This window comes from Methylosinus sp. H3A (assembly GCF_015709455.1).
Taxonomy (GTDB): Bacteria; Pseudomonadota; Alphaproteobacteria; order Rhizobiales; family Beijerinckiaceae; genus Methylosinus.
Genome location: NZ_JADNQW010000008.1, coordinates 69306 through 82484, shown reverse-complemented (window position 1 = coordinate 82484; position 13179 = coordinate 69306). Strand labels below are relative to the sequence as shown.

The window sequence follows — 13179 nt, the reverse complement described above, 5'->3', positions numbered from 1 at the left end:
ACCGGCGATCTGCCCGCGATCGCCGCCCATGTGATGCAATTCTACGAGCATCGACTCGGGGCCGGGCTCGATCGGCTCATGGGCGCGATCGGCCCAGCGGCCATCGTCGTCGTCAGTGTCCTCGTCGGCGCTCTCGTCACTTCGATCATGAGCGCTCTTCTCAGCATAACGGATCTCGCCCAATGACACTCTCCTGCACGCCGCATCACGGTCTCAGTCGCATCCCGAAGGGCGCGCGCGTCGGCTACACGCTCGTCGAAATGCTGGTGGTTCTCACCATCATCAGCCTCATCCTCGGCCTCGTCGGTCCGCGCGTGCTCAATTATCTCGGCGAATCCCGCGTGAAGACGGCGCATTTGCAAATCGAGAGCTTCGCCTCGGCGCTCGATCTCTTCTACATCGACGTCGGACGTTATCCCTCCTCTTCCGAGGGGCTCGCCGCGCTCGTGCAGCGGCCGAGCGACGTGGATATTTGGAACGGTCCCTATGTGAAAGGCGGGCGCCTGCCCAATGACCCCTGGGGCAAGCCCTATTTGTATCGCTTCCCCGTCGATCACGTTCCGCCTTACGAAATCGTCTCGCTCGGCTCGGATGGGCAGGAGGGCGGCGTGGGCGCGGCGGCGGATATCTCCAATGTCGAACATTGAGTGGCGCGCAGGCTTCACGCTCGTCGAGATGATGGCGGTGATGATGATCGTCGCGCTGATCTCCGCTCTCGTCGTCACATGGACCTTCGGCTCGGGCCGACCGACGCTGAAAGCGGTCGTGCTCGAGGCGGCGGCGCTCCTGCGGCGAGAACGGCTCGGCGCCATGTTGAGCGGCCATCCCCGTCATGTCGCGCTCGATGTCTCGACACGGGTGCTGATCGGCGAGAGCGGCGGAAAAGTCGCCGTGCCTCGAGATGTCTCGCTCGATCTTCTCGCCGCAGATGGGGCGAATGGCAATCTGCAGGGGGTCGCGCGTTTCGAGCCGGACGGCGCCTCGACGGGCGCGGTTCTCGCCTTCGCCAAGGAGCGCGTGCGCTATGATGTGCGAGTCGATTGGTTCAGCGGACGAGTATCCGTCGATGCGCCGTGACCGAGCCCGCCGCCGCGCCGGCTTCACGCTCATCGAGGCGCTGGTCGCGCTCGCCCTGCTGACCGCCTTCGCCGCGGCGCTCGGCCCGCAGCTCTTTCATGCGCGTGGCGCGCTCGCCAAGGGCAAGGGGCGCGTCGTGGCCGAGCAGCTGCTGCGCTCGCTCATCGAGGCTCCGTTCGACCGCGCCGGCCCTCTCGAGACGCGGGAAGGGGAGCGTGACGGCTTTCGTTGGCGCGTCGTCGTCGAGCCGATCTTTCTCGAGACGCCGAGCTTCCGGGAGTCGTCGCCGATAAAAGAGGGCGCCGATGAACGCGAATGGTCGGCCTATCGCGTGGAGGCGCGGGTCGCTTGGGGCTCCAGTGGTCAATCCATCGCGGCGGAGACGATCCGCCTCGCGCTCGTCCCTTAGACGGGAGGAAGACGTTGCGAAGCAGGGCAGAGACAGGACGCCGCGCTGGCTTCACTCTCGTCGAGACGCTCGCCGCCCTCGCCGTGGCTTCCTCGATCATCGTCGGGGCGGCGGCGCTCACCCATCATGTCGCCACTCATTTCGACCATGGGGCGCGCGGCGTGAACGACGCCGAGCGTTTCGCCCTCGCCATGGAGCGTCTGTCGCGCGACTTCGGCGCGGTGAGCTATGTCGCGCTGAAGCCCTCCGGCGCCATAGCGCCGGCGTCCGCCAACGCGCCCGGCAAGAAGCCGGAGGAGCCGCCTGCTCGGGTCGCTTTCGACGGGGATGGTCAAAGCGTCGTCTTCGTGACGGCGAGCGCCATCGGCGCGCAGGCGGCGCTGGAGGAGATCGTCACGCTCTCCGTCGAGCGCGCCGGCGAGAGCGCGCGTCTCATCCGTCGGCGCACGCCATGGCTCGGCCCACGCGCTGGGCTCGATGGGGGGCAGGCTCGAGACGATGTCGTGCTGCTCGAGGGGCGCTTCGACATCTCCTTCGCCTATGCGCGGGTCGAGAAGGACGTTGCGAGCTGGAGGGAAATTTGGCGCGGCGAGAGCGAGCTGCCGCGCCTCTTTCGCCTCGATCTGCGCGACCCGGAGACGGGCGCGAGCCTGTCGCCGGGAGCGGAGTTCCTGCTGCGCGCCGACGCTCCGGCCGACTGCGCGAGCGCCAAAGCGCAATGCCTTCCGGCGGCAAAGAAAGCGCCGCAGTCGCCGGCGCCGCGGCGGGCGCCGACATGAAGCCCCCCCGGAGCATCCGCTCGCGTCGGGGCGTCGTCCTCGTCGCCGTCTTGTGGACGATCACGCTGCTCTCGGCGCTCGCCATGGCGGCCTCGGCGAGCCTGCGCAGCTTTTGCGGGACTGCTGGCGGTCGATCGCGACCGCATCCAGGCCGAGGCGCTGATCGCCGCTGGCATAGAGGCGGGCGCCGATCTGCTGATCAAATATCGCGGACGGCCGCTGCTTCCGATCGAGACGCGTTTTTCCCTGCGGAACGGCGAGGGACGCGTGCGGATCAGCGACGAGCTCGGCCGCATCGACATCAACAAGGCGCCGGTCGAGACGCTCGCTTCTCTGCTCGCCGGCCTCGGCGCGCCGGACGCAGAGGCCGCGCGCTGGCGATCTCGCGCCGGCGCGAGCCGGCCGAAGCGACCGCTCCAAAGGCGGCGCAAAAGCCCGAATCGTCCGAAAGACGCCATTTCGACCAGATCTTCACCAATGTCGACCAATTAGCGCAGATTCCCGGCGTTCAGGCCGAATATGCGCGTCTCGTCGCGCCTTATGTCACCGTCTTCGGCGAGGCGACGGTGAACGCCGCGACAGCGCCGGCGGAAACGCTCCGGCTGCTGCCGCAAATCACGGAGGCGCGCATCGAGCGCCTGCTGACCGCGCGCGCGGAGCGGTCGCTCCAGGCGCCAGATTACGAGGGAATTCTCGGTCCCGCTGTGCGTTATGCGAAACCCGCCGATCACAGCGTCGCGAGGCTCGAGATCGCGGTCGCGCTCGCCGACGGTTTCGCCTCCGAGGCCGAGGCGATCATCGTCACGCTGCCGAAAGACAGCGAGCCGTACCGAATTCTCGCCTTTCGCCAATCGCCCCGGGCTTCGGCCTATGCCGGCGGCTTTTCGGAGACACGCTGAAGTGCCGAATTTCGACCTTCTTCTCCGCTGGCTGGACATTCTCTCGGCCTCCTCCTGCTTATCGCGGACGTACGGCGCAACCGAAACGTGTTGCGCGTCACACGCTCGGGCGATCGAATTCTGCTTCGTTCGGGCGCCGATCCCGATGCGCCGCCCCTCGCCGCCGCCCCGATCGGCGCGACTTTGCCGGAGGAGATCTCGCAACGTGCGCGCGGCGGCTTCGTCCTGCTCGAATGGCCGCGCGAGATGACCGTCATGCGCACTTTGGTGGCGCCGGCGCAAGCTCGCGAGTTTTTGGCCGGCGTCGTCGCCAATCAGCTCGATCGTCTCTCGCCCTGGCCCGCCGGCCAGATATTGCATGGCCATAAAGCGACGCCGGCGGAGGCCGGACGTGTGACGGCGCGGGTGCTGATCGCGCGCAAAGCCGATATCGACGCCACCCGCGCCGCGCTCGCCGAAATGGGGCTTTCGGTCGATCGCGTCGTCGGCGTCGCGGACGGGTTCCACGAGCCCATCGTTTTCTGGGCGAAGGGGGCGACGCAGAGCGACGCGGCGCAGCGTCGGCGCATGCGGCTTTTCGTCGGCGGCGGGATCGGCGCTTATGTCGCGCTCTGCGCGCTCATCGTGCTGGGGGCGTCGCTTTCCGCCAGCGCGCTCCAGGAAGAGGCGGCAACATTCGCGGCGCGCGCCCATGCGCTGCAAAAGCGCGCCGACGCCGCCAAGAACCCAGCCGTCGTCGCCGCTCTGCAGCCGCCCGAGCGCGCCTGGATCTGGAAAGAGGCCTCGACGCCCGCCGTCGCTCTCATCGACGCACTCACGCGCGCCATTCCGGACAGCGCTTTTCTCGAGAGCTTCGGCTTGGAGGGCGGCAAGCTGCGCATATCCGGGCTCGCCGAAGACGCCCCGCCGCTCATCGACGCTCTGGAAAAGACCGGACGATTCTTCGACGCGCATTTTTCTGCTCCGACGACGCGCGCTTCCGACGGCAGGCTGTTTCGCTTCGGCATAGAGGCGCAGCTCGCCGCCGCCACGAAAAAGGGAAAGTGATCCATGCGGATCGGTTTCGATTTCCAGCTCGATCGCGCACAGAGTCTCGCGCTCGGCGCGCTCGCCCTTCTCGTGGCTTGCTTCGCCGCCGCCGCGGTCTTCGCCCTCGGTTCTTGGAGCGAGGCCGCCGAGGAGGCGGCGCAGCGGCGCGCTATTCTCGCGCAGGTGGAGGCGGCGCAAGGCAGCAGCGGCGCCCGAGGCGGCAAAGCCGTGTTCGCGCCCGAGGCGGCCTTTTTCGCCGCGCCGACGCAAGGCCAGGCGAGCGCCTTGTTGCAGGCCCATCTCACGAGGCTCGTCGTCGCGCAGCATGCGAGCGTCACGACATCGGCCGCGCAACCGACGACGCGCGAGGACACGTCCGACGTGGTGCGGCTCCGAGCGACATTCGATATGGGTCTCGCACCCTTGCAGACGCTGCTCTACGAGCTCGAGACCGGCGTGCCCTATGTGTTCGTCGATACGCTCGCCGTTTCGCCACAACGCGGCGGCCAGAGGGGCGCCGAGCCGCCGGTGCTGCGCGTCACCTTGGATCTGCGCGCTCTCTGGCGGAGGACTCGGATATGAGGCGCTTTCACCTCCTGGTCGCCTTACTTGTCGCCGCTTGCGGCGCCGCCTCCGCCCAAGAGGCAGGAGAACGCGCCCGTCTCAACCCCTTGGCGCGCTTCGAGCCGGGGCAGCTGGCGGAGACGCTGCGACGGCCTCTGTTTTCGGCGAGTCGGCGTCCTCCTCCTCCGCCCACCGCGGCGCCCCGAGACGAGGCGCCGCCTCCGCCGCCAGAGCCTCCGCGGCTCACGCTGATGGGCGTCGTGACCGATTGGAACGGCGCGCGAGCGCTGGTGAAGACCGGGCCGCCGATTCGGATGCGCAGCTTGCGGAGAGACGACGAGATCGAAGGATGGCGTGTGGTCGAAATTGCGTCCCGGCGCGTGGTTTTCGGGCGGGACGCGAGTCGTCATGTCGTCGCATTGTTCGCGTCGCCGGTTCGCCCGGCGATCGCATCTCCTTTACCCGATGCGCCAGCTTCCGAGGGCGATTGAGGGCGCCGGCTCGCGCCAGCGGACCGAAAGGATACAAATTATATGAATAATATATTACAGCATACGAGTCCCCGCCAGATATTGTCCAGCCGACGAAATCAGCGATAGCCTATCTAAACGTCACATGACGCGAATAAAATAGGCGATTTGCTTCTACAAACAGCCTGCTGTCGTGCAACATCTTCATTTTTTGAAAAACAAGCACGCTTGACAGGCAAAAAATCGTTGGTAATATACTTTCGACTCATAACGCATATCTATGTTAGAATTCCATGCGTATGAGCGAATATAATACTTCAGACGATAGCCGTAAGTCGGGATAGCCGGCTTGCGTCGCGCCTTTTTACGAAAGGGGTATGGGGTATGCAAAAATACAAAATGAAGACGGTTCTGTCTGCGGTGGCGATTGTCGTGTCGCTTTTCTCCGGAGGGGCATCGCCGGCGCTGGCTACGACGAATATCAACGTCTCTGCCGCAGCCAATTTCTGCGCTCCGCCGAATCCTGGTGATCCGACTCCATTAGGAGATCTGATTACGGCGTTCCAGACGGCCAATCCGTCATATACGGTCACTCTGGTCCAATGCGGCGCCACCGGTACGCTCGCGAGCCAGATCACCGGCGGCAATAGCCTCGGCGTCGATCTCTTCCTCGCCGCCAACAGCTCGACTCCTGCGAGCCTCGCCAGCGGCTATGGCGTCGGTAGCCCTTTCACCTATGCGGTGGGCACGCTCGCCTTCTGGTCCAAGTCGGTGAACGTCAGCGCGGGCTACAGCTCCAGCACCTATTCCAAGGTGGCGGTCGCCAATCCCAGCACCGCGCCCTATGGCGCGGCCGCTTCGCAATTGCTCACGGGGCGCTATGGTCTCACTGCGCCGCTCTCCAGCAATAGCCTCGTCAACATCTACTCGAACATCGATTTGACCTTCCAAGCCGTCAACAGCGGGAGTGAGACGGTCGGCTTCGTCGCGCTTTCGCAAATCTGTTCCGCCGGAACCTATCCGAGCTCCGGTTACGCGCTCGTCTATCCGCCGACGGACACCAGCGTGTCGCCGGTGATCTATAATTACGACCCGATCAATCAGGCGGGCCTTCGCATCGCCCACAGCCGGACCAGCGCGCAGGATACGGAACTCAACGCCTTCGTCTCCTATTTGACGGATCACACGCTCTCGCCGCAGTCGCAGATGATCACGACGCTGCTGAACTATTGCTACGGCGTTCCGTGAGCATAGCGCGCAGCTTCGCTTATTCGTGCTGAAACGAGCCGAAGACAAAGAGAATGCCGCCGCGGCTCCCGCGGCGGCATTTTTCGCATCCGCCCAATGCCGCCCCGCCAGCCGGAGTCTTCGATGCGACGCCGGGCCCCAGGCTCCAAAACTGAGTACGAAGGCGCTCTGCATCGAGATTGATCGTTATGCATCAAATTTATATGGCTATTCACAAAATTTGCTCATCCTGATGCCTGCGCCCGCCTTGACCGGAGCATTTTCTATTCGATAATGTAGTTCAAATACATAATAAAAGTAGTCAGGCGCAAAAAGGCGTGCTCGATGAACCGAAAAGATTATAAAGTCTTATGTCGCGTCGCCGCTGGCCGCCCCTCGCGACTCGATCGGCCACCCGTGTCGCAGTCGTCCTGCATGACAATGACGGCGATCGCGGCAATTCTTGCCCTGCCGAGCTTCGCGCTCGCCAATCCGACGGGGGGCGTCGTCGTCGACGGCGCGGCGACCATCTCCTCGACGCCCAACGTCACCAACGTCGTGCAATCGACCAATCGCGCCATTATCAATTGGCAGGGCTTTTCGATCGGCGTGGGTGAGACCGTCAATTTTCTCCAGCCCACTGCGATGTCGGTGACGCTCAACCGCGTCGTCGGCAATGAGCAGAGCATCATCGCCGGCGCGCTCAACGCCAATGGCAAGGTGTTCATCGTCAATTCCAACGGCATTATGTTCACCAAGGACGCACAGGTGAATGTCGGCGGGCTCGTCGCCTCGACGCTGGATATCTCCAATTCCAATTTCATGGCCGGCAATTACACTTTCTCCGGCTCTTCCGCCGCTTCCGTCGTCAATAAGGGGACGATCAACGCCGCCGATGGCGGCTATGTCGCTCTGCTCGGCCGGGCTGTCTCCAATGAGGGGACGATCGGCGCCAAGCTCGGCACGATCGCGCTCGCCTCCGGCGAGCAGATCACGCTCAATTTCGGCGGCGATTCGCTGCTCGATGTCACCGTCGACAAGGGAACCTATGACGCGCTGGTCGAGAACAAGGGGCTGATCAAGGCCGACGGCGGCAATGTGGTGATGACCGCGCGCGCGGCCGATGCGGTTCTGTCGGCGCAAGTGAACAATAGCGGAATCATCCAGGCGCGCACGCTCGCCGATCTGACCGGCGGATCGTCATCGACGAGCGGGACTGTGCGCGTCGGCAAGATCAAGCTGCTGGCGCAGGGCGGAACGACCAAGGTTTCCGGCACGCTGGACGCTTCCGCGCCCAATGGCGGCAAGGGCGGAACGATCGACACTTCCGGCGAGAAGGTGACGATCGCCGATGGGACGCTCGTCACCACGGCGGCCGCGTCGGGCGAGACGGGAAGCTGGATCATCGATCCCGACGGCTTCACCATCGCCGCGAGCGGCGGCGACATCACCGGAACGCTGCTCGGCAGTCTGCTCGCCAACAATAATATCACCTTGACGTCGACCAATGGCGGCGGAACGGACGGCAATCTCAACGTCAACAGCGCGGTGAGCTGGGCGGCCAATACGATACTGACGCTGAACGCGACGAACAACATCAATATCAATTCCTCTATCACCGCGACCGGCGCGAGCGCCGGGCTCGCCCTCAATTATGGCAATTACGCCTCGACCGGCAGCGCTGCCTCTGGGACGAATTACAGCGTCAACACCGCCAATGGCGCCTCGGTGACGCTGAGCGGCGCCAGCGCGAGCCTGAAGATCAATGGCGACGCCTATAGTTTGATCCGCAGCATGAGCGATCTCGCCGCCATCAGCGGCGGCTCCGGCTATTATGCGCTGGCGCAGAATCTGGACGCGTCCGGCACGACCTATACGAGCGCGGTCGTCCCGACATTGGCCGGCACGCTCGCAGGCCTCGGCCATACGGTCGCAAATCTGACGATCAACGATAGCGCCGGAAATGGCGATATCGGGCTGATCGGAATACTCGGCGCGCAGACGAACTCCGCAGCCGCAGTTCGCGATATCGGGCTCGTCGGCGCCAGCATCACGGGCTCGACTGCGAGCGTCCGAGTCGCTTCGCTCGTCGCAGAAAATTGGGGCAAGATCACAAACGCCTATGCGTCGAATTTGACGATCAACGGCCTCTTGACCGTGGGCGGGCTTGTCGCGGTGAATTGGGGCACGGGGGTGATCGACAATTCCTATGTCACGGGAACTTTGACGACGCCCGTCACCACGACCCCCGCGAGTAATATCGGCGGGCTGGTCGGATCGGATCTCGGCGTCATCACCAACTCCCATACCAATGTGGCGATCACTATATTGGGCAGAGGCACCAATGTCGGCGGCCTCGTCGGGCAGAGCAATGGCGGCACAATTTCCAACTCCTACTCCACTGGAGATATGAACGCGAATGACACGTCCTACATCGGCGGCCTAGTCGGATTGGCCCAGAACAATAGCTCCATTGTCAACACGATCACCAACTCCTACGCCACCGGCAATGTGACGGTGAATTGGACAAACACCACGGGAACGAGCGGCGGCGCGATCGGCGGGTTGGTCGGCAGTGAATCTGGCGGAGCGATCACGAATAGCTGGGCGTCCGGAAACGTGACCGTCAATGCGCCCGACAGCACCTATGGGGTGAGCAATGTCGGCGGCCTTGTCGGCAGCCTGTCGGGAGTCAATAATCTCGCTCTCGTCGGCGGCAAGGTCGTCGTCGTCTCCACCACCACCGCCACCATTACGGGCTCGAGCGCGTCCGGAAATGTGAGCGCCGGCGTCAATGGCACGAATGTCGGAGGCCTCGCCGGAAGCGCCAGCCTGAGCAGCATCTCCAATTCCTCCGCCAGCGGCAATGTGACCGGTCTCAACTCGGTCGGAGGATTGCTCGGCAGCAACAACGGCAGCCTCTCCAACGTATCCGCCACCGGCAATGTGACAGCGACGGGCCTGCTCGGATGGGCCGGCGGCCTCGTCGGCGTCAACAGCGGCGCGATCGACAGCGCTTTTGCGAGCGGCGACGTTTCCGGCAGAAGCGATGTGGGAGCCCTGGTCGGGAGAAACATAGATTTAGTTCAGAACACGGGAACGCGGATCGGCTCGGTCACGAATTCGACGGCGACCGGCAGCGTGTCGGGCGGTGCGAACGCAGGCGGCTTGATCGGAAACAATACCGGCAAGCTAGGCGCGATCGCGAATAATTCCTATCATGACGTGAAGGCGGAGGCGCGCGCCGCCGCGCAGCTCGCCGCGACGCAGCGGACGGCCGCGGCGGCCGGCAATGTGATCTCCGACGCCGCGCAGGCCGCCTCGAAGACTCTTCCGAAGGCGGCGGCCTCGACAGCCGCGGGCAGAGCCGCGGTCGCCTCGGCCAACGCCTCGGCGAATGTCGATGATAAGCTGACGGGCCAGGAGTCGACGCAGACGCCGCTTCCAGCCGCGCGCGCGCCTGCGCGCCATGCATCCGCGGCGACCGCGGACGGCGCGCGCAGGGCCCATGCCCCTTCGCCCGGCGCCGGCTATCGCGCGCGCATCCGCAGCATCGACATCGATGGGCAGCATTTCGACCTCGGTCCCAATAGCAGGGATCTCGCGCCCGCGCCGAAAGCCCAGTGACCCGTTTTCCATCAGAAAAGTCGATCCAAATGAAACTCCGTGTTCTCCTCCTCTCCTGCGCCGCCACGCAGGCGCTTCTCCTCGCCGCGCCGCAGGCCTTCGCGCAGAGCGCGCCGACGCCGATCCTGCCCTATAATATCGGCGACGCCGTCCGTCAGGCCGAGGAAGCGCGGCCCGCGCCGCCACGGCAGAGCGGAGCGCCCGTGCTGCCCCAACTCGCCGAGCCGCGCTTCACTCTCGCCAACAAAGAGACGCTGTTCGTCGAGCATTTCGTGGTCGAAGGTCCGCTTCTCGTCCAAGACTCCGAGCTGCGCGAGATTCTCACGCCCTATGAAGGCCGCAAGCTCACGCTCGGCGATATCTACGGCGCCGCGGATAAAATTACGCTGCTCTATCGCGCCAAAGGCTATCTCGTCGCCAAAGCCTTTGTGCCGGCGCAGGATGCGCGCCATGGCTCTTTGAAGATCAAGCTCGTCATCGGCAAATATGGCAGCGTGCTCGTCAAGAACTCTTCCGCCGTCGACACAGACTTTCTGCAAGGCGTTGTCGACACCGCGCTCGAGGACGAAGCGCTCATCCATAAGGATGCGCTGGAGCGTGCATTGCTGCTCGTCTCCGATCTCCCCGCCGCCGGCGTGCCGCGCATCGCGGTCTCGCCCGGCCAGCGCCAAGAGACATCGGACTTTCAATTCGCCGTGCCGGAGGGAAAGCGCGTCGAGGGCTATCTGCTCGGCGATAATTTCGGCTCGCCCTATACGGGTCGTGACCGTCTGAACGGCGGCTTCAATATCAATTCGCCGCTCGGCTTCGGCGATCGCCTGTCGGGCTCTGCGATCGTCTCCGAGCGCGCCGCGCTCGCCAATGGCCGCATCGCCTATTCACTGCCGCTCGGCTATGACGGGCTGCGCGCCGAGATCGGCGCCTATCGCACGACTTATGCGCTCGGCGGCGCCTATAAGGATCTCGACGCCACCGGCAGCGCCTATGCGCTGACCGGGACGCTGAGCTATGCGCTGATACGCCAACGCGAGGAGAGCATTTCGCTGTGGGCGAATTTCACGCATAAATGGCTCAACGACAGGATCGCCGACACCTCGACCGCCAATCGCAACATCGCGCTCGGCACGCTCGGCGTCACGCGCGATACGGCGCAGGATTTGTTCGGCCTGCCGCTGGCGACGAGCTCGACGCTGTCCTTCACCTCCGGCTATGTGAATTATCTCGACGTCACGCAGAAGATTCAGAACCGCGCCGGCGCCGACACGGTCGGCAATTTCTATCGCATCAATCTCTCGATCAATGCGACAGTGGCGCTCGACGAGAAGTTTTCGCTGTCGACTCATCTGCGCGCGCAAAAGGCGCTTTTCGGCAATCTCGACACCAGCGAGCAATTCAGTCTCGGCGGCTTTTGGGGTGTTCGCTCCTTCGACGAAGGCCTCGCCGGCGACAGCGGCTATATAGTGACGCCGGAATTGAAATATGCGCTGCCGCAGATCGAGAATTACCGCCATGCGCTCGGCGTCTTCACCGACATAGGCGGGGTGTGGCTGGAGAACGGCTCCTACACGACGACGCAGCGCAGCTATACGGGGGTGAACGATCTCGGCGTCGGCTATTATGCGACCTATGACATAGGCGGCGGTAGCCTGCTGGTGCTCAAGGCGCAAGCCGCGCATACCTATGGGACGAACAGCGGCGCGACGGCTTACGACCGTCACACGAAGGGGCTGTTGCAGGTCGGGTTCACCTTCTGAGGGGCTCTGCTTCAAAATGAGAATCCTGCAGTGGCAGGATCCGCGCGCGAAGCCGTTCGATGCTCGCGCGTCCGTACATCGGGCTGTGGCGCAAATTTCACGAACGGCCATGAGTTGGGTTCGGGCGTTGTTTGGTTCAGGCGGCAAGCACCGAGGTCTAGGCTCAGGACTCATTGATTGAGATAGAAGGCGACAGCGGCGGCGATGCATATGGCGGAGAAGAAGGCGTGCGCGCATCGATCGTAACGGGTGGCGATGCGCCGCCAGTCTTTGAGCTTGGCGAAGAGGTTCTCGATCTTATGACGTTGCCGGTAGAGCGCCTTGTCGTAATCGAGAGGCTTCTTACGGCTCTTTGTCGGCGGAATGCAGGGCTCGGTCCCGCGTTCCGCGAGCGCTCGCCGAAACCAGTCGCTGTCGTAGCCGCGATCTGCGATCAGGGCCGAGGACGGCGGCAGCGCGTCGAGCATCGGCCTCGCGCCTTTGTGATCGCTCATCTGCCCTTCGGTCAACATCATGACAAGCGGCTTGCCGGCGCCGTCGCAAACGACGTGGAGCTTGGAGTTCAGCCCGCCTTTCGTGCGGCCGATACAGCGGGAAAGAGCCCCTTTTTTAGGAGGCTCGCCGCCGTCCGATGCGCTTTCAGATGAGTGGAGTCGATCATGATCCGCTCCGGCTTCGGCCCTTCTCCCGCGAGCGCGGCGAAGATACGATCGAAGACGCCGAGCCGGCTCCAACGGATGAAGCGATTGTAGAGCGTCTTGGGCGGCCCATACTCCTTCGGGGCGTCCTTCCATTGCAGGCCATTCTTGATGACGTAGACGATCCCGCTGACCACGCGGCGGTCGTCCACCCGCGGCACGCCGTGCGCCAAGGGAAAGTGAGGGGAAATTCGCGCCATCTCCGCTTCGCTCAGCAAAAACAAATCACCCATCAAAGCCTCCATTTCGGAGACCTTGAATCACGCCTCACTCCAAATTAATAGGTCCTGAGCCTAGGTGACCGGCGGGCTCGCCGGCATTGTCCTGGGCGTCGCGGTCTCGGGAATTGTCTCGCTGTTTTCCGAATGGTCCTCGCCGGTCTCTCTCGTGGCGGTCGCGGTGGGCTTTCTGTTCTCTGCGGCGGTCGGCGTCTTCTTCGGCTATTATCCCGCGTGGAAGGCGGCTCATTTCGACCCCATCCAGGCGCTGCGCTATGAATAGCTCGACCGCTGCTTGTCGTAACGGCTGTCGAGGAAAGCGATTTGGCGCTGAAGTCGTGCATTTGGCCGAGAGCGGGAGATCTAGCCGAAGATGGCAAAGGACGCATCTACACGACCCGGGCCGGTCGCGGAGCCAGGATGGATAT

General features: G+C 63.9%; 13 protein-coding genes and 1 pseudogene. 13 read left to right on the top strand and 1 reads right to left on the bottom strand.

Translation table 11 applies throughout. The features are described from left to right. The 12 genes and pseudogenes from IY145_RS24905 to IY145_RS24855 form a co-directional block, all read left to right on the top strand. Positions 1-186 (top strand): annotated as a pseudogene (locus IY145_RS24905) (type II secretion system F family protein); the annotation flags it as partial. Then, the gene (gspG, locus tag IY145_RS24900) at positions 183-647 is read left to right on the top strand and encodes a type II secretion system major pseudopilin GspG (protein ID WP_196410944.1); all 465 of its coding nucleotides are present in this window, start codon (positions 183-185) and stop codon (positions 645-647) included. The pseudogene IY145_RS24905 and the gene gspG, both read left to right, overlap by 4 nt. Continuing rightward, on the top strand, positions 634-1077 hold the full coding sequence (locus IY145_RS24895; RefSeq protein WP_196410943.1) for a prepilin-type N-terminal cleavage/methylation domain-containing protein: 444 nt from the start codon (positions 634-636) through the stop codon (positions 1075-1077). Before gspG ends, IY145_RS24895 begins: the two co-directional genes overlap by 14 nt. Then, positions 1067-1486 (top strand): prepilin-type N-terminal cleavage/methylation domain-containing protein, encoded by a 420-nt coding sequence (locus IY145_RS24890; RefSeq protein WP_196410942.1) that lies wholly within the window; start codon positions 1067-1069, stop codon positions 1484-1486. Before IY145_RS24895 ends, IY145_RS24890 begins: the two co-directional genes overlap by 11 nt. 14 nt (positions 1487-1500) lie before the next feature. After that, a complete protein-coding gene (locus IY145_RS24885; RefSeq protein WP_196410941.1) occupies positions 1501-2265 on the top strand; it encodes a type II secretion system protein J in 765 nt (254 codons plus the stop codon). 267 nt (positions 2266-2532) lie between these two features. Beyond that, on the top strand, positions 2533-2757 hold the full coding sequence (locus tag IY145_RS26400) for a hypothetical protein (protein ID WP_312030671.1): 225 nt from the start codon (positions 2533-2535) through the stop codon (positions 2755-2757). A gap of 74 nt (positions 2758-2831) precedes the next feature. Then, entirely contained in the window at positions 2832-3164 is a 333-nt protein-coding gene (locus IY145_RS26395) for a hypothetical protein (RefSeq protein ID WP_409455335.1), read from the top strand. 87 nt (positions 3165-3251) lie between these two features. After that, positions 3252-4211: a PilN domain-containing protein gene (locus tag IY145_RS24875; protein ID WP_196410939.1), complete on the top strand. Its 960-nt coding sequence runs from the start codon at positions 3252-3254 to the stop codon at positions 4209-4211. 3 nt (positions 4212-4214) lie between these two features. Further along, the gene (gene gspM / locus IY145_RS24870) at positions 4215-4775 is read left to right on the top strand and encodes a type II secretion system protein GspM (RefSeq protein ID WP_196410938.1); all 561 of its coding nucleotides are present in this window, start codon (positions 4215-4217) and stop codon (positions 4773-4775) included. A gap of 851 nt (positions 4776-5626) precedes the next feature. Then, positions 5627-6475: a molybdate ABC transporter substrate-binding protein gene (modA, locus tag IY145_RS24865; protein WP_196410937.1), complete on the top strand. Its 849-nt coding sequence runs from the start codon at positions 5627-5629 to the stop codon at positions 6473-6475. Positions 6476-6871: 396 nt separating this feature from the next. After that, positions 6872-10081, top strand: coding sequence for a beta strand repeat-containing protein (locus IY145_RS24860; protein WP_312030669.1), 3210 nt, complete (start codon positions 6872-6874; stop codon positions 10079-10081). A 29-nt stretch (positions 10082-10110) separates the two neighbouring features. Next, positions 10111-11835, top strand: a complete 1725-nt coding sequence (locus tag IY145_RS24855) for a ShlB/FhaC/HecB family hemolysin secretion/activation protein (protein ID WP_196410935.1) — start codon at positions 10111-10113, stop codon at positions 11833-11835. Between the two features lie 170 nt (positions 11836-12005). On the opposite strand, the gene IY145_RS24850 is transcribed toward IY145_RS24855, so the two are convergent. After that, a protein-coding gene (locus IY145_RS24850; RefSeq protein WP_196406395.1) for an IS5 family transposase occupies positions 12006-12766 on the bottom strand; the annotation gives its coding sequence in 2 pieces (ribosomal slippage) (positions 12006-12433 and positions 12433-12766; 762 coding nt in all). A gap of 64 nt (positions 12767-12830) precedes the next feature. On the opposite strand from IY145_RS24850, the gene IY145_RS24845 reads away from it, so the two are divergent. Then, positions 12831-13034, top strand: a complete 204-nt coding sequence (locus IY145_RS24845) for an ABC transporter permease (protein ID WP_210332904.1) — start codon at positions 12831-12833, stop codon at positions 13032-13034. Positions 13035-13179: the final 145 nt, after the last annotated feature.